General features: G+C 60.2%; 18 protein-coding genes and 1 pseudogene. 10 read left to right on the top strand and 9 right to left on the bottom strand.

All coding sequences use genetic code 11. The features are described 5' to 3' along the window. Window positions 1-33 precede the first annotated feature (33 nt). Together RCCGE510_RS08160 and pcsA are read right to left on the bottom strand one after the other, a co-directional pair. The gene (locus RCCGE510_RS08160) at window positions 34-1,014 is read right to left on the bottom strand and encodes a quinone oxidoreductase (protein WP_007628899.1); all 981 of its coding nucleotides are present in this window, start codon (window positions 1,012-1,014) and stop codon (window positions 34-36) included. A 10-nt stretch (window positions 1,015-1,024) separates the two neighbouring features. Continuing rightward, complete coding sequence (gene pcsA / locus RCCGE510_RS08155) at window positions 1,025-1,753, bottom strand: phosphatidylcholine synthase (RefSeq protein ID WP_007628898.1); 729 nt, start codon at window positions 1,751-1,753, stop codon at window positions 1,025-1,027. 358 nt (window positions 1,754-2,111) lie between these two features. Here pcsA and RCCGE510_RS08150 point away from each other — a divergent pair, with 358 nt between their 5' ends. Continuing rightward, window positions 2,112-2,924 carry a ferredoxin--NADP reductase gene (locus RCCGE510_RS08150; protein WP_007628897.1) on the top strand — a complete coding sequence of 271 codons (813 nt, stop codon included), beginning with the start codon at window positions 2,112-2,114 and terminating at the stop codon, window positions 2,922-2,924. A gap of 51 nt (window positions 2,925-2,975) precedes the next feature. On the opposite strand, the gene RCCGE510_RS08145 is transcribed toward RCCGE510_RS08150, so the two are convergent. After that, the gene (locus RCCGE510_RS08145) at window positions 2,976-3,590 is read right to left on the bottom strand and encodes a GntR family transcriptional regulator (protein WP_007628896.1); all 615 of its coding nucleotides are present in this window, start codon (window positions 3,588-3,590) and stop codon (window positions 2,976-2,978) included. Between the two features lie 180 nt (window positions 3,591-3,770). Between RCCGE510_RS08145 and RCCGE510_RS08140 the strand changes: the two are divergent. Beyond that, window positions 3,771-4,122: pseudogene (locus RCCGE510_RS08140) on the top strand (VOC family protein). 235 nt (window positions 4,123-4,357) lie between these two features. Here RCCGE510_RS08140 and RCCGE510_RS08135 read toward each other — a convergent pair. The 5 genes from RCCGE510_RS08135 to RCCGE510_RS08115 all read right to left on the bottom strand — a co-directional run bounded on the left by RCCGE510_RS08135 (window position 4,358) and on the right by RCCGE510_RS08115 (window position 8,329). Next, window positions 4,358-5,560, bottom strand: a complete 1,203-nt coding sequence (locus tag RCCGE510_RS08135) for an ABC transporter permease (RefSeq protein ID WP_007628894.1) — start codon at window positions 5,558-5,560, stop codon at window positions 4,358-4,360. Then, the gene (locus RCCGE510_RS08130; protein ID WP_007628885.1) at window positions 5,550-6,266 is read right to left on the bottom strand and encodes an ABC transporter ATP-binding protein; all 717 of its coding nucleotides are present in this window, start codon (window positions 6,264-6,266) and stop codon (window positions 5,550-5,552) included. The genes RCCGE510_RS08135 and RCCGE510_RS08130 overlap by 11 nt, the downstream gene beginning before the upstream one ends. A gap of 12 nt (window positions 6,267-6,278) precedes the next feature. Continuing rightward, window positions 6,279-7,577 carry an efflux RND transporter periplasmic adaptor subunit gene (locus tag RCCGE510_RS08125; protein ID WP_007628883.1) on the bottom strand — a complete coding sequence of 433 codons (1,299 nt, stop codon included), beginning with the start codon at window positions 7,575-7,577 and terminating at the stop codon, window positions 6,279-6,281. A 157-nt stretch (window positions 7,578-7,734) separates the two neighbouring features. Continuing rightward, window positions 7,735-8,109 carry a GFA family protein gene (locus RCCGE510_RS08120; RefSeq protein ID WP_007628882.1) on the bottom strand — a complete coding sequence of 125 codons (375 nt, stop codon included), beginning with the start codon at window positions 8,107-8,109 and terminating at the stop codon, window positions 7,735-7,737. Between the two features lie 10 nt (window positions 8,110-8,119). Beyond that, complete coding sequence (locus RCCGE510_RS08115) at window positions 8,120-8,329, bottom strand: hypothetical protein (RefSeq protein ID WP_007628881.1); 210 nt, start codon at window positions 8,327-8,329, stop codon at window positions 8,120-8,122. Window positions 8,330-8,703: 374 nt separating this feature from the next. On the opposite strand from RCCGE510_RS08115, the gene RCCGE510_RS08110 reads away from it, so the two are divergent. The 5 genes from RCCGE510_RS08110 (at window position 8,704) to RCCGE510_RS08085 (ending at window position 12,882) form a co-directional block, all read left to right on the top strand. Further along, window positions 8,704-8,886: a hypothetical protein gene (locus RCCGE510_RS08110; protein WP_007628880.1), complete on the top strand. Its 183-nt coding sequence runs from the start codon at window positions 8,704-8,706 to the stop codon at window positions 8,884-8,886. A 563-nt stretch (window positions 8,887-9,449) separates the two neighbouring features. Further along, on the top strand, window positions 9,450-9,830 hold the full coding sequence (locus RCCGE510_RS08100) for a DUF2255 family protein (RefSeq protein ID WP_007628875.1): 381 nt from the start codon (window positions 9,450-9,452) through the stop codon (window positions 9,828-9,830). An 89-nt stretch (window positions 9,831-9,919) separates the two neighbouring features. Further along, window positions 9,920-10,903: an aldo/keto reductase gene (locus RCCGE510_RS08095; RefSeq protein WP_007628874.1), complete on the top strand. Its 984-nt coding sequence runs from the start codon at window positions 9,920-9,922 to the stop codon at window positions 10,901-10,903. Between the two features lie 153 nt (window positions 10,904-11,056). Continuing rightward, window positions 11,057-11,851 carry a carboxymuconolactone decarboxylase family protein gene (locus RCCGE510_RS08090; RefSeq protein WP_007628872.1) on the top strand — a complete coding sequence of 265 codons (795 nt, stop codon included), beginning with the start codon at window positions 11,057-11,059 and terminating at the stop codon, window positions 11,849-11,851. 137 nt (window positions 11,852-11,988) lie between these two features. Next, window positions 11,989-12,882 carry a LysR family transcriptional regulator gene (locus RCCGE510_RS08085; RefSeq protein WP_007628870.1) on the top strand — a complete coding sequence of 298 codons (894 nt, stop codon included), beginning with the start codon at window positions 11,989-11,991 and terminating at the stop codon, window positions 12,880-12,882. Window positions 12,883-12,919: 37 nt separating this feature from the next. Here the strand turns inward: RCCGE510_RS08085 and RCCGE510_RS08080 are convergent, their stop codons facing one another. Beyond that, window positions 12,920-13,834 (bottom strand): LysR family transcriptional regulator, encoded by a 915-nt coding sequence (locus RCCGE510_RS08080; protein ID WP_007628869.1) that lies wholly within the window; start codon window positions 13,832-13,834, stop codon window positions 12,920-12,922. 198 nt (window positions 13,835-14,032) lie between these two features. On the opposite strand from RCCGE510_RS08080, the gene RCCGE510_RS08075 reads away from it, so the two are divergent. The 3 genes from RCCGE510_RS08075 to RCCGE510_RS08065 are packed head-to-tail and all read left to right on the top strand — an operon-like array spanning window position 14,033 to window position 15,901. After that, window positions 14,033-14,602 (top strand): flavodoxin family protein, encoded by a 570-nt coding sequence (locus tag RCCGE510_RS08075; protein ID WP_007628866.1) that lies wholly within the window; start codon window positions 14,033-14,035, stop codon window positions 14,600-14,602. Window positions 14,603-14,630: 28 nt separating this feature from the next. Further along, a complete protein-coding gene (locus tag RCCGE510_RS08070) occupies window positions 14,631-14,939 on the top strand; it encodes a superoxide dismutase (RefSeq protein ID WP_037078092.1) in 309 nt (102 codons plus the stop codon). A 50-nt stretch (window positions 14,940-14,989) separates the two neighbouring features. Next, the gene (locus RCCGE510_RS08065) at window positions 14,990-15,901 is read left to right on the top strand and encodes an alpha/beta hydrolase (RefSeq protein ID WP_007628862.1); all 912 of its coding nucleotides are present in this window, start codon (window positions 14,990-14,992) and stop codon (window positions 15,899-15,901) included. The last annotated feature ends 10 nt before the right edge of the window (window positions 15,902-15,911 follow it).

Below are 15,911 nucleotides of genomic sequence, written 5' to 3'. Positions count from 1 at the left end.
CTCATTTCTTCTGCCGACCGGTCCGTTCGGATCTCATGGAATCAGCAGAGTCGTTCCTGTTGTTTTTCTTGTTTCCAGATCCGCGTGAGCCTGCCCAACCTCACGTAACGGATAGGTTTGATTGATATTGATACGCACTTTGTTGCTTTGCACAACATCAAATAGCGCCTTGGCGCTGTCGATCAGCTCCTGGCGCGCGGCGATGTAGGTAAAGAGCGTCGGCCGCGTCGCAAACAGCGACCCCTTCTGCGCCAGCATTGCCAGGGTGAAATTCTCGATCGGCCCGGAAGATTGGCCGAAGGAAGCAAAAAGGCCGCGCGGCTTCAGGCAGTCGAGCGACTGTGGAAAAGTATCCCGGCCGATCGAATCATAGACGACATCGACGCCCTTGCCGGCGGTAATCTCGCGGACGCGGACGGCGAAGTCTTCGCTCTGATAGTTGATGACATGATCATAGCCATGGGCGAGCGCCAGCTCGACCTTGTCTTCAGAGCCTGCCGTGCCGATGACGGTGGCGCCGAGTGCCTTTGCCCATTGGCCGGCGATCAGCCCCACACCGCCGGCGGCAGCATGAAACAGGAGGACCGTCTCAGGGCCGACCTTGAAGGTGCGGTTCAGGAGATATTCGGCGGTCATGCCCTTCAGCATCATCGCCGCGGCCGTTTCGAGTTCAATGCCAGCAGGCACATGCACCAGATGGCGGGTCTCGATATTGCGCTCGGCGCTATAGGCACCGTCGGCGCTGGCATAGGCGACACGGTCACCGAGCTTGAAATCCGTAACACCCGGGCCGACCGCAGTCACGGTGCCGGCGCCCTCCTTGCCAGTGACGAAGGGGAGATGCGGCGCCTTGTAGGAGCCGTTGCGGAAATAGACATCGATGAAATTGAGGCCCACGGCGGCCTGGCGGATCTGCACCTCACCAGCCGCGGGCGGCGCAAGATCGAGCTCGACATAATCGAAAACCTCCGGCCCGCCCGTCCTCGAGAATGAAACCGCCTGCGTTTTGGTCATCTGGCTTGTCCTATGCATCGCGTCCGATAGCGGGGAAGAATTGCAGCACCGCGCCGATGACGTAAAGATAGAGCCCGGTCACGATGAAGAGAATGAGCGCCCATTCCGGCGTGTCGAAGTGCATCAGCAGCGAAAAAATGCCGAGCGCCGACCAAAGGAAGAAGACGCCGAGATTGAGCGGGCGCAGCCTTTTCACGCGGACCGGGTGCAGGAAATTGATCGGCAGGAAGGTCAGCACCACCGAAACCGCCACGACAGCGAGCGCCGTCGTTGCGCTGGCATCGATGACGAACAGCGTGAAAACGATCATGTTCCAGACGACGGGGAAGCCGGAGAAGAAATATTCCTCGGTCTTCATGCCCATATCGGCATAGTAAATGGCGCTTGAGATGACGATCATGCCGGCGGCGACAAAGGACCAGGGCTCACCGATCATGCCGCTCTGATAGAGCGCGAAAGCCGGTAGCAGCACATAGGTGACGTAGTCGATGATATTGTCGAGCGTATCGCCAGACCAGTTCGGCAGCACTTCCTTGACGCGCACCTTGCGGGCGATCGGCCCGTCTATGCCGTCGACGAGAAGAGCAAGGCCCAGCCACCAGAACATGTCGATGAAGCGGTGCTCGGCGGCGGCCACGACGCCGAGAAAGGCAAGGAAGGAACCGGAGGCCGTCAGGATATGGACGGAAAAGGCGCGCATCTCCGCGTAAGGAACGCGCTTGTACTTAAAAATCTTCATATTCCCCCGACCGCCCTATCGCGCTCGCCCCGGCAAGCATCTTTTTTTATCCACCAACGCCGAACCCTGTGGCTGAATCGGGTTGGACGCCGTAGGTATTTGTTGTCGCACCGTTTTTGCCGAAAACCGGCATCCGTTTCCGGCGTGCTGCTCTAATATGCATCCTTTGCCAGGCTTCGCCAGCGGGAAATACGACATTCCCCGCCCGCCCCCCGGTTGGCCATTGAATCCTGACAATGACATGCATATTTCCCTTTAGAAGCGTCGCGTGGAATGGAATGCCTTTAATTCGGGCTCGATTTGTAATATCTCGCTCGCATCCGACTGTTCATCCGACGAAACGGGATCCTCTACCGCAATGAACGCGCCTGCAAAGACCGAAGACTTCGCCTCGTCCATCCCCGCCGGCGTCTACGCCGAGACGGTGCTTGCCGTGACGCATTACACCGACCGGCTCTTCCGTTTCACGATGACCCGGCCGCAAGGCTTCCGTTTCCGTTCCGGCGAATTCGCGATGATCGGCCTGATGGTCGAGGGCAAACCAGTCTTCCGCGCCTATTCGATCGCCAGCCCCGCCTGGGCCGAAGAGCTTGAATTCTTCTCGATCAAGGTGCCGGACGGACCGCTCACCTCGCATCTGCAGGCGATCAAGCCGGGCGACCAGGTATTGATGCGCAAGAAGCCGACGGGCACGCTGGTGCTCGACGCGCTGACACCCGGCCGTCGCCTCTACATGTTCTCGACGGGAACGGGCATTGCGCCTTTCGCCAGCCTGATCCGCGATCCGGAGACCTATGAAAAATTCGAGGAAGTCATCCTCACCCATACGACCCGCGACGTCGCCGAGCTGAAATACGGCTTCGACCTCGTCGAAGAAATCCAGAATGACGAGCTGTTGAAGGAAGTCGTCGGCGACAAGCTGCGCCATTATGCGACCGTCACACGCGAAGATTTCGCTTATCGCGGCCGCATCACCGACCTGATTTCCTCCGGCAAGATGTTTACCGATCTCGGCGTGCCGCCGCTCGACCCAGTAATCGACCGCGGCATGATCTGCGGTTCGTCGGCGATGCTGAAGGACACCAAGGAACTACTCGAAAAGGCCGGCCTCGATGAAGGCGCCAACAGCAAGCCTGCCGAGTTCGTCATCGAGCGCGCTTTCGTCGGCTGACGTTTTCTTCAACAATCAGATCTGACGACGGCTCCGGAAACGGGGCCGTTTTTATGTGTGCGCGAGATAGTCGATCAGCACCGCCATGCTGGCGCAGGCCTCATCCGCCCTGCCCTGATGAATAGCGCGGATGACGGCGACATGCAGCGCGATTGCTCTATCCATGCGCTCCGGGCTTGCGGTGGAATACCAGAGGCGACGCGCATGCGTCTGCACCGGGCCGAGCGCTGCCATGATGAAGCCGTTCGGGCAGACATCCTCGACAATTTCGTCGAAGGCCTTGTCGGCAGCGAAGAAGCCGGCGAGATCGCCGGTGACGGCGCATTCCTCCATCGCCCGGGCGCAATCGATGAGACGCTTACGCTGTTCGTCCGTCGCATGTTCGGCAACGAGGCTCGCTGCAATCGGCTCCAGCTCACGGCGCACCTGCATGACGTTGCCGTGATCCTCCGGCGCGATCTCAGCCACCTGCAGCCCGACACGCGGCTTCACCCGGATCAGCCCCTGCCAGGCAAGTTTCTGAATCGCCTCGCGCACCGGCGTACGCCCATGGCCGGCCATATCGATCAGCTGCTTTTCCGTGACCAGCGCCCCAGGCTTCAGCGCCAGCGTGACGATCAGATGCTCCAGCGCGAGATAGGCGAGATGGCTCTGTGACGTCTGCATGCCGAGAATCCGTCGCTCGAAACTGATATATCACATAGTGGCACGGTCAAAAACCGAAGACAAGGCGGCATTGAAATATCAGAATGGAGACAAAGAGATAACAGCGGTGTGATCGGGCGACTTGGGTGCGCCCCATGTCTTTCTACTCTTGTGGACTGAACCTTATCGGAGGGCGCCATCATTCCGCTCAACAGACTGGTGATCTATGCCGCGAATGTCGAGGACACGGCGCGGTTTTATGAGAGGCACTTCGATTTCAAGGCTACCATCCTGCCTGGCGACAGGATCGTTGAACTCGTCGCCCAGGACGGTGGCGCGAATATAATGCTTCATCAGGCTGCCAAGGGGCAGCGCAGCGGCCAATCCATCGTCAAGCTCACGTAGAGGACGTCGACGCCTTTTGTATGCGATGTGCAAAGAATGGCCTGGAATTCGGCGCTGTTCATAAGGCTGACGGTTATGTGTCGCCAATGCAAAAGACCCGTGTCAAAATCCGATCTCGGTGTCCAGCCGAGCTTTTCGCAAGAGCTGACCTAGGGGGTATGTGCCGCTTTGGTGAAGCCCCCGACGCGGCGTGGCTCTTTCCATTGGGGTGAGTTTGGGAAGAGTGCCAACTCCGGTTTCCGCCATTCTCGGCCTTGAGCCGAGGATCCATGCCGCTGGTGGATGTGGTGTGGATGCTCGGCTCAAGGCCGAGCATGACGGAGGGTGGGGTGGGTGAAAGGAGTTCCTTCGCGGCGTTTTTGCCATGATGCATTCATCATGCGTCACTCGTGCCGCAGCGCTTCGATCGGGTTGAGCTGCGCTGCCCTTCTCGCCGGGAAATAGCCGAAGATCATGCCGATTGCGGCAGAGAAGAGGAAGGCGACGGCGACCATCGTCGGGCTGAAGACGAAGGGGACTTTCAGGAGCGTTACGGCGCCGAAGCCGAGGCTCAGGCCGAGGGCGATGCCGGTGATGCCGCCGAAGAGCGACAGCGCCACCGCCTCGACCAGGAACTGGGTAAGCACCTGGTTTTCCAGCGCGCCGATCGCCAGGCGGATGCCGATTTCTCGGGTGCGTTCGGTGACGGAGACCAGCATGATGTTCATGATGCCGATGCCGCCGACGAGCAGGCTGATCGCGGCAACGGCGCCGAGCAGGCCGGTCAGCAGCGTCGTCGTGCCGGTCATCGCCTCGGCGATCTGGGTCATGTCGTTGACGTTGAAATCGTCCTGCCGGCCGGGCACGATCTTGCGGCGCTCGCGGAGGAGATCTTCGACATCGGACTGCACCTTGGCTGTGGAGACGCCGTCGCGGGCCGAGATGATGATCTGCGGCACGTTGCTGTTGCCGCTGATGCGGCGCTGGAACACCTTGACCGGCATGATGACGACATCGTCCTGATCGGTGCCCATGCCGGACTGGCCGCGCTTGGCGAGCACGCCGATAACAGGGCATGAGACCTTGCCGACGCGGATCTGCTGGCCGATGGGGTCGGCCGCGCCGAAGAGCTGCGAGCGCACCGTCTCGCCGATGATGCAGCGAGACTGGCCGCGTTCCTCGGCCGGGGTGAAATTGCGGCCGAGCGCCAAGTTCCAGTCCTGGGCGACGAAATAGTCGTTGGTGGTGCCGGAGACGCTGGTCGAATGGTTCTGGCCGCCGAAAATCACCGTCGCTGTCGACTGGTTGAGCGGCGCCACGGCCCTGAGGCCGCCGATCTGGTCGCGGATGGCGGCGACGTCCTTGACGCTGAAGCGCTTGGCTTCGGAACTCGCCCGGCCGGGTCCGAATTGGCCGGGGCGGACGAATAGCATGTTGGTGCCGAGCCGCGACAGTTCGGTCGAGACCTGTGCGGTCGTGCCGTTGCCGATCGTCACCAGCGCGATGACGGCGGCGACGCCGATGACGACGCCGAGCACGGTCAGGAACGAGCGCAGCATGTTGCGGCTGATGGCGCGCAATGCCAGCTTCAGCGTCTCAAAGAACATGATCCGCCCTCCTCCGGTGCTCGACCTCGGTCTCCAGCTTGCCATCGACGAACCTCAGCAGCCGCTGGGCATAAGCGGCGATATCGGGTTCATGCGTGACCATGACGATGGTGATGCCCTGTTCGCGGTTCAGCCGGGTCATCAGATCCATGATCTCGACGCTGGTCTTGGTGTCGAGATTGCCGGTAGGCTCGTCAGCGAGCAGCAGCGCCGGTTCGGTGACGATGGCGCGGGCGATGGCGACGCGCTGCTGCTGGCCGCCTGATAGTTCCTGGGTCTTGTGATGTTCTCGGCCGGACAGCCCGACCAGCGCCAGGGCTTCGCGGGCCCGCTCACGCCGCTCGCGCACCGCCATGCCGCGATAGATCAGCGGCAGCTCGACATTTTCGACGGCCGAGGTGCGTGACAGGAGGTTGAAGCCCTGAAAGACGAAGCCGAGCATATGACGGCGCAGCAGCGTCAGCTGGCCGCGGTCGAAGCCGCTGGTCGGGATGCCTTCGAAGATGTAATCGCCCGATGTCGGCACGTCGAGGCAGCCGAGGATGTTCATCGCCGTCGACTTGCCGGAGCCCGATGGGCCCATGATCGCGACGAATTCATGGGCGTTGATTGCAAGGTCGACATGGTCGAGCGCGCGGATTGCCGCCTCACCCTCGCCATAGATTTTCGAGACCTGCCTGAATTCGATGAGCGGCGGGCTTGCCATCCGTCTCTCCGCCTAGTTCGCACGCGTCGTGGCGTCGGTCACCAATGCGTCGTTTTCCTTGAGATCACCGGAGACGACCTGGGTGAACTGGCCGTCGGACGAGCCGACCTGGATGACGACGGGGGTGGGCCGGCCGTCGCGCAGCACCCAGACGCGCCGCTGAGCGCCCGTCAACGCCGCCTGACCTGAGTTGCCGCCGCCGCGCTGGCGTGGCGGGCCGAAGATCCCGAAAATGCCGCGGCCGCGCCGTCCCGCCTGGGCCGGGGCGTAACGCAGCGCGGTGTTCGGCACCATCAGCGTATCCTTGACGGCCTCGACGGTGACATCGGCCGTTGCCGTCATGCCGGGGCGCAGCAAAAGGTCGGCATTGTCGACGGAGAGGACCGCCTTATAGGTCACGACATTGTTGACGACCTCGGAGGCGAAACGGATCTGCTCGATCTCGGCCGGAAAACTGCGGTCGGGATAGGCGTCGACCGTGAATTTCGCCTTCTGGCCGACGGCGATCTGGCCGACATCGGCCTCATCGACATCGACCTGCAGCTCCATCTTCTTCAGGTCGCCGGCGATGGTAAAAAGGATCGGCGCCGAAAGCGACGCTGCGACCGTCGCCCCCGGATTGACGGCGCGGGTGAGGATGACGCCGTCGATCGGCGAGATGATCTTCGCCTTGGCGAGATTGACCTCGGCAAGCTGCAGATCGGCCTCCGAGGCCAGGACCTCGGCTTCGTTGATCTGTTTGGCGGCGACGGCGGAATCATATTTGTAGCTGGCGTCGTCGAGACTCTGCTGAGTGGAGACGTTGCTCCTGACCAGGCTCTTCAGCCGCTCCAGCGAGGTGCCCGCCGATTGCATGTCGGCATTGGCCTTGACGACGTTCGCCTTGGCGGAATTGAGCTTGGCGCGTGAACTCTTCACATCCGCCTCGAGCTTGTTGGTGTCGAGGAGTGCCAGCACGTCGCCCGATTTGATCGTGCTGTTGTAATCGACGTTGACGTCGCGCACCGTACCGGAAAGTTCGCTTGATATATCGACCTGCTCGGTCGGCTGCACCGAGCCGGTAGCGGTGACCAGCACCGTCAGGTCGCCGCGTTTTGCCGGCTGGGTGGCATAGCTCACTTCGCTTTCCCCGCGGCCCATATAGAAGTACGCAGCGCCTGCTGCAGCAGCAACGAGAATGAACAGAATAAGCAGGCGTCCACGCCAGCGGCTGCGCTTGCCCTGCCGTCCGGATGCGGCAAGAACCGCTGTGAGATCGGACGCGCCGCTTGTCTGTGCTCCGGTCTTCTTGCCGGTTCCGGTATCGTTCATGTCATCCTCGATCAGTCGGGCCGTCTCGGCCCCGCTGCGAAATAAGCACAGCGCAGATGAACCGGGCATTAGCATTGCCGCCGAAGTGGCACGGAATTGCGGATGGGTGAAATGAAATATTGGTAAGGAAAGTCAAGTTTTAGCGCGGAAGCACTCGTCAGTCAGCATCTTCGGCATATTGGCCGGCGCTCGGCAGCGGAAGCAGCCAGGGTTCGCGCCGCCTGATCCAGACTTCGTAGTCCGGCGCGAGGTCGCTCGGCGGATCGTCGAGCGAGCCGAGGCGGATTTCTGTCGTCTCCTGCTGCAGACAGAAAAGCCTGCTGCCGCATGTGGGGCAGAAGCTGCGGCCGGCGAAGGTGGCGATCTCGCCGCTATGGGAAAAAGCCCGCCGAGGCCAGACCGCGAAGAAGACGAAGGCGGAGCCGCTCGATTTGCGGCAATCGGCACAGTGGCAAAGGCCGACACGAAGCGGCTCACCTTCGACGCGATAGGCAACCGCCCCGCACAGACAGCTTCCGGTGCGGATCCTCATGGGGCGGCCGTCAGGCGTCGAGACTGGTGGGCAGCCCCGGCGGGCGCCGCTTCGCCGCCATCAGCAGATCAAGTTCGGTGGCGGAGGGGCCGAACTTGTCGTAGAGGCGCTTGGCCTCCTTGTCGTCGAGCCGGTATTTCCTGGCAAATTCGCTGATGCTGTAGGGGCGGCCACGCAACACTCTTCGCGCCGGGGTCGCCGTATTCGGTGCGTCGGACATGGGTTTCTCCTTTCTTTGCATGCCTTTTAAGCTAGAGCGACGAGGTCAATTGAAAAGAGCCGGCGGGCTGCAGCGACTTTCCGGCATGGGTGAATCAGGTTGTTGGTGGAACCTTCCTGCCGCCACACGCATTGTCGAAGCGAGGTTGCGGGCCGCGCCAAGCGGACGCGGCGGTGCTGGAGAACATCGGGATTTTTCCGCTTTCTCCCGATGGCCAACGAAACGGCAGGCGAGCTCCCTACCCGCCCGGTCCGCTTCCTCATCCCTGTTTTCGAAAATGAGATCACGATATATTAAAATTGGGAACACATGCGCCGGAGCGAGGTTCTTCCCTCGAGGTCGACGTGGCCTCGTTCGAACCGAAGGAGAACCGGATGGCAAACCAAGGTGGAACCCACGAACAGCACGTCAAGGCTGGGCAGCAGAGTCACAAGAACGACTCCAATGCCCGCAGCTCCTCTTCAGGTGGCAGCGACGCGCAGTCCAGCGGGACCCGCGGCGGCAGCCATGAACAGCATGTAAAAGCTGGTCAACAGAGCCACAAGAACAGCCGGTAAAGCTGTCTTGATTTGAAAATTCCCGGCTCGCGCTTCGGCGCGGGCCTTTCTTTGTCTAGTCGCCGCAGTGACATACCATCAGTGGGTCCAATTTCTTCAAACAATAGAACTGGTTATGGAATCCGAGGCTCCTTCCTGCAAGGATGCTCCTCTTGGTCCGGTCCGACACGGTCCCTATTTGATCTGTGTGCGTGATGCGGATCTTGCGCTGATCGCGCATCGCGCGCGTGACCTGCGCCAGGTCAAGGAGAGTTGAGCCTTTCTCAGCACTGCCAACAAAGAAGGTATTGTCGTCCAAGCCTTGCCGCAAATCGGAAGGAAGGACTCCTCCGATTTTTGCGAGCGCGTTTTGATCCGCTTGCGGAATGGCCGCATATATCGCTGGGGCTTAGGAAAGCTCGCGGCGAACTCCCTCATAGGACCGTCCCTCATCTGCATTGATGATTTTCGCTCATAAGTTCATGCGATTTGCGACGCCTAATCATAGCTGGGTGCGCGCTCTATATTCAGAGCAAGATCGGGAAGCGGCACCACGACTGTGGTCGAGACGAGCGGAGAGCGACATGAACTGGTCGGATGGCGAGCTTAGCAAAATCGATCAGGCCGACGATTTGAAAATCGCACCGTTCCGGCGAGATGGTGCCACCTATGGGACCCCCACCTGGATATGGGAGGTCGTCATTGATGGTGCGCTCTACGTGCGCGGTTACCACGGACAGAAGTCCCGCTGGTATCAGGCGGCGGTCCACCAGAAGGCCGGACGGATCATTGCTGCGGGCATGACGCGCACGGTCGCCTTCGAGCCGGTCGACGGTCCGATCAACGATCGCATCGACGACGCCTACCGCGCCAAATACCGCAACAGCCAACATCTACCGCCGATGGTCAGCGACCGAGCACGCGCGGCGACTGTCAGGATCACGCCACGCGAGGAGAATATCTGAAGCGTCGATTGCGTGTGGTCGGCATGCGATTCCCTCAGGGTGCGCGTCGTCGATAGCTCTTCGAATCAACCTCAAAGGAGAACAGGCAAATGATCAAGCGCACACTGGGCCAGGGCCTGGAGGTCTCCGCTTTGTCGCTAGGCGCCATGGGCTATGGCAAGGCCCGCGAGCTCCCCGACCGGGCAGAGATGATCCACTTGCTTCGCACCGCTGTCGAACGCGGCATGGATTTTTTCGACACCGCCGAAGTCTATGGCCCCTGGACGAACGAGGAGATGGTGGGCGAGGCGCTTGCTCCGGTTCGCGACAAGGTCAAGATCGCGACGAAGTTCGGATGGGACATCGACCAGAAGACGGGTCAGCACCGCGGTGGCGTCAACAGCAAGCCGGCGCAGATCCGCCGCGCCGTGGAGGGCAGCCTGAAGCGCCTGCGCACCGACCATATCGACGTGTATTATCAGCACCGCGTCGACCCGGACGTGCCGATGGAAGATGTGGCAGGGACGGTGAAGGATCTGATCACGGAGGGAAAGGTGCTGTGGTTCGGCATGTCCGAAGCCGGTGCTCAATCCATTCGCCGCGCCCATGCCGTGCAGCCGGTGGCAGTGCTGCAGAGCGAATATTCGCTGTGGACCCGCGAGCCGGAAGCCGAAATCATCCCGACGCTCGAGGAACTCGGTATCGGGCTCGTTCCTTATAGCCCGCTGGGCAAGGGATTTTTGACGGGCAAGATCGACGTCAACACCACCTTCGACAATTCCGACATCCGGGCCGACACCCCACGCTTCTCCGAAGAGGCTCGCATCGCCAACCAGAAGCTGGTCGATCTGATCCGCAAGATTGGCGGGAAGCACGGTTCGACGCCGGCACAGGTCGCGCTTGCCTGGCTGCTGGCGCAGAAGTCTTGGATTGTTCCACTGTTCGGCACGCGCAAGCTCGAGCGGTTCGAGGAGAACATCGGGGCATTGAATATCGCCTTGGACCGATCCGATCTCGACGAGATCGAGCAGGCCGATATCGTCATCCAGGGCGCCCGCTACCCTGAAGCCGTGCTGCGTCGCTCAGGACTCTGAGCGTCATCGATCTCGTGAAGGGCCGCAGCACAACTGCCCTGCGGCACATCGCCATCACACCGTCAGGTATCGCAATGGATCGGTGACCTCCTCACAGATGGAAAAGACGTCCAATGCGATGCTCGGCAACCACCAAACCGGAAGGACATATCAATGAAACGGATTTTAGCGGCCACGGCGATCTCGCTCACCATGGGTGAGCCCGTCTTCGCCCAGGAAGGAACGGGAGGCGGAGCGATACCAGGAAGTGCTTCGTCATTGCCCGCCGGCGACATCCGTTCCGTGTCACCGGCCCTTAGCCGATATGCCGAAGAAGACGTGATTGGAAATCTGTGGCAGCGACCGCAGCTCTCGCGACGCGATCGCAGCATCGTTACGCTCTCCGTACTGATCGCCCGCAACCAGGTGATCGACCTGGAGCATTATGTGAATGTCGCTCTCGATAACGGCGTCACTCCAAGCGAAGTTTCAGAGATCATAACACATCTTGCCTTCTACTCAGGTTGGTCGAGCGCTATGTCCGCGATCGCTGTGACGAAGAACGTGTTTACCGAACGGCACATTGCAGCCGATCAGCTCCCTGCGGCCTCTGCGCAATTGCTGCCCTTGAATAAAGACGCGGAGCAGCAGCGAGCCACCGCCGTCGAGAAAAGTGTCGGGCAGATTTCGCCGGGATTGGTGCTGTTTACCGCCGACCCGCTGTTTCTCGATCTCTGGCAGCGGCCGGGTCTTGCGCCGCGGGACCGGAGCCTCGTGACTGTAAGCTCATTGATCGCCTCGGGGCAGAGCGCTCAGATCACCTATCATCTCAACCGGGCGATGGATAACGGTCTCACCGCTGAAGAAGCCGGTGAGGTCATTGCCCAAACGGCCTTCTATGCCGGATGGCCAAACGCGTTTTCAGCCTCGGCCGTCGTCGGAGACGTTCTGCGAAACCGTGAGAAATAGGGCTCCAAATTGGGAGCCGACTGCAGCTGTGCGAAAGGCAAAGGTGATGCGGCGCCATCGCGCTTCAACCTTCGTTGCTACCATTTCGTGACTATGTGCTTTATCAATGGGCACCTTGTTATGAGAGGGGATCATGAATGGAGCGACAGAACGTCAATGATCTCATGGTGTTCCTGATGGTCGCCAGAGAGCGAAGCTTCACGAAAGCGGCCGCAAAATTCGGGGTTTCGCAGTCGGCGCTCAGCCACACGATCCGTCAACTTGAGGAGCGGCTGGGCGTGCGGCTCCTGACGAGAACGACGCGCAGTGTTTCGCCGACAGAAGCCGGCGAGCGGATGCTCGCAAGCATCGGTCCGCTTTTCGACGAGATCGGAATGGCGATTGATGGCCTCAACACACTGCGTGAAAAGCCTGCCGGGACCATCCGGTTGACCGCCGGCGACTACCAGATCCAGCACTACATATGGCCGAAAATTCGCAGCTTTCTCCATCAATATCCGGACATCAGGCTCGAGCTTGATGTGAATTACGGCCTCCAAGACATCGTCAGCGACCGTTATGACGCCGGGGTGCGTTTTGGCGAACAGATCGCCAAAGACATGATCTCCGTCAGGATCGGCCCGGATGTGCGCTTTGCGGTCGTCGCATCGGAAGCCTATTTTGCATCTCGGGATATTCCGGCGCACCCGAAGGAGTTGACCCAGCATCGCTGCATCAATCTTCGGCTTCCAACCTATGGCGGCCTTTACGCCTGGGAGTTCGAGGAGAACGGACGAGAGATCAAGGTTAGGGTAGACGGACAGCTCGTCTTCAACACGATCTACAATGTTCTCGAAGCAGCGCTAGACGGCTTTGGTTTCGCCTACGTCCCCGAGGACATTGCCAAGCCCTATCTCCACGCCGGGCGCCTCCATCGGTTTCTCGAGAACTATTCGCCCTATTGGGAGGGCTTCCACCTTTATTATCCAAGTCGCCGCCAGTCCTCTCCGGCTTTTTCCCTTCTCGTGAGCGCTTTACGGCATTCGCCCTGATGCGTTGAGGCCGCCCGATGGACAGCCTTGGTGGGTATTAGCGGATTTCTTGGCCAAAGCGTTTTGGCAGTTCGCCCGCCAGAGCGTCGATGGCCAGCCGCGACCGCAACGGCAGATGCTGCGCCGCCGGCCAGACTGCGTAGGCTTCCACCGCAGCGCTTGGCCGGTCCGCCCAGAGTTCGACCAGATGGCCAGTGCGTATACGGTCGCTGATGAGCCAGTAAGGAAGCCAGGCAAGCCCCATGCCCTCGATCGCAGCGTCCGTGATGGCCTCCAGATCATCGAAACGCAGCCGGGACGCCACAGGCACATCAACGAGATTGCCGGACACATCTGGAAGCCGCCACGGCAGCGCATAGTCGTTACGCCAATAAACGAGCATGTCGTGAACTCCGAAATCGGCAAGGGAATGCGGTTGTCCGCGTGCCGTTAGATAGGCCGGAGAGGCGCACAGCACCTTGCGTTGGCTGACAAGCCGCCGGGCGCGCAAGGAACTTCCATTACCAAGTGCGCCGTTGCGCACGGCAAGATCAAAACCATCGGCGATCATATCTACCTGGCGGTCATTGAAGCTGAGCTCGAGTTCAAGCTTCGGATGCTGGCGCGCATAGGCCCGCAGAATGGGCGCGACGCAGTAGCGGCCAAACAAGATGGGCAGCGACACGCGAAGTTTGCCGACGACCTCGCGACGTCCGGTTTCCAACAGGGATTCGCCCGTGCGCAATTCCTCGATGGCACGCAGGCATCGCTCGTAATATTGCTGACCGTCTTCAGTCAGACACTGCGTACGGGTTGTTCGTTGAAACAGGCGGACACCAAGCCGCTCTTCCAGACGCGCAATAGCCTTGCCGACTGCCGAGGGCGTGAGGGAGAGCCGATCCGCCGCTCTTTTGAATCCTCCTGCTTCGACCGCTTCTACGAAAACTTCAATCCCGTCAAACCTGTCGCGCATGGAGGAACCTTTTCAGACGCTTTTATGACGAGATTGCGGAATTGCAGGAAATAAACAAGTGAAAAACAATCGCCACTACTGAATTTCATTCTTCTGTATTGATGGCATCCAAGCAAATGACATTTCAGAGCGATCAGTGTTCATCGATCTAAATCGTCCTCCCGTCATGCGCATTCTCGTTATTGGAAGGCGATCAAATTGTTGATTTCAATCGTATACGACAGTGGCTTCGGTCACACCGCGCGCGTCGCTGAAGCAGTCGCCGCCGGCGTAAGCGAAGTAGAAGGGGCTGAGGCGAAACTTATCGCCGTTGCGGATGGCCCGATGGACTGGGAAACGCTCGAGCAAAGCGACGCGATCATCTTCGGATCGCCGACTTATAACGGCCTGATCAGCGCCAAGCTCAAGCAGTTCTTTGAAGATTCGACCAAAGCTGCCTGGTCGGCCCAGAAGTGGCGTAACAAGATTGCCGCCGGCTTTACCAACTCAGGCGCCCAGCACGGCGACAAGCTGAACTCGCTCATATCGATGGCGCTGTTCGCCGCCCAGCACGGGATGATCTGGGTCGGCCTCGATATGATGCCCGGAAACAGTAGCAGCACCGGCAGCGTGGACGATCTCAACCGGCTGGGAAGCTGGCTGGGCGTCATGACCCAATCGAACGTAGACCAAGCGCCCGACGTCGCACTGATCGGCAGCGACCTCAAGACGGCTCAGTATCTCGGCCAGCGCGTGGCCGAGACCACCAGCCGGTTTCAACCCGCCTAACCACAAACCCCGAACCTGGAGCCTGAACATGAAATTGCTTTGTCTCGATGTCCCACAGCCCGACGCCTCGCTGGAGAAGTATCAGCCGCATATGCAGGATGAGGCGCGTCACGCCTGGCAGATGTACAAAGGCGGCGTCATCCGTGACATCTACTTCCGGCAGGACCGTCCCGGAGTCGCCATCATCGCCGAAGCCGAGTCCGTTGAAGCGGCCAAAGCGGCGCTTGCCGAATTTCCCCTCGCCAAAGCCGGCCTGATCGGCTGGGACGTGATCCCGCTCGGCCCCTTCACGAACTGGGAATCGCTGTTCGCCCCCGACATCGCCCAAAATTTCTGATCCGGCAGCGTTCGCAACCCGGCATCACTTCGGAAAAATGGAGAGCAGAGATGATCAAAGATGTGTCCTTTATGAACAGTGCAATCAAAATCGCCGCACATCTTCATCTGCCCGACGACTTTCGGGGTGATAAACAATATCCCGCCCTCGTCGGCATCCATCCGGCAGGCGGCGTGAAGGAGCAGACCATTGGCGTTTACGCCAAAAGGCTTGCAGCTCGTGGCTTCGTCGTCGTGGTGTACGACTCCTCCTATCAGGGTGCGAGCGAGGGCGAACCGCGCCTGCTGGAGGATCCGACGACGAGAGTGGAAGATGCGCGGTGCGCAGCGGACTTTCTGACGACACTTCCATATGTAGACGTCGCGCGTATGGGGGTGTTCGGCGTCTGTGCCGGCGGCGGATACGCACTCGCCGTAGCCCAGACCGAGCGCCGCTTCAAGGCGGTGGCCGGGGTCAGTGCGACTCCGATGGGCGAAGCCGCCAGAAGTTTCTTCGGCCGCCCGATACCCATCGACGAGCAAATCAAGACGCTTGAGGCGGCGGCAAGGCAGCGTACTGCGGAAGCGATGGGAGGGGCGCCCGTTTATGGCTCGTTCGTGCCGGAAAATCTGGAAGATATCGACGGGAATACGCCGACGATGCTGCGGGAAGGCTACGATTATTACAGGACGCCGCGGGGCGAGCATCCGAATTCCAAGGGCCGCTTCCTCATGTCCAGCCTCGACAGGATGTTGGCGTTTTCGACCTTCGCCTTGCTTCCGGAATTACTGACACAACCAATGCTGCTGATCGCGGGGAGCGAGGCGGACACGAAGATCTACAGCGATCAGGCATATGGGCTTTCCAACGGGCCGAAGGAGTTGTTTGTCGTAGACGGTGCAACGCACATCGCGCTCTACGACAAGCCGGAATATGTGAACGAAGCCGTTGAAAAGTTGGTGTCATTCTTCGGACAACTTTGAGTTCACCGTT

The organism is Rhizobium sp. CCGE 510, assembly GCF_000292525.1.
In the GTDB taxonomy this organism is placed as follows: Bacteria; Pseudomonadota; Alphaproteobacteria; order Rhizobiales; family Rhizobiaceae; genus Rhizobium.
Note: the sequence above shows the minus strand (reverse complement) of the source record. Positions and strands in the feature narration are given on the sequence as shown.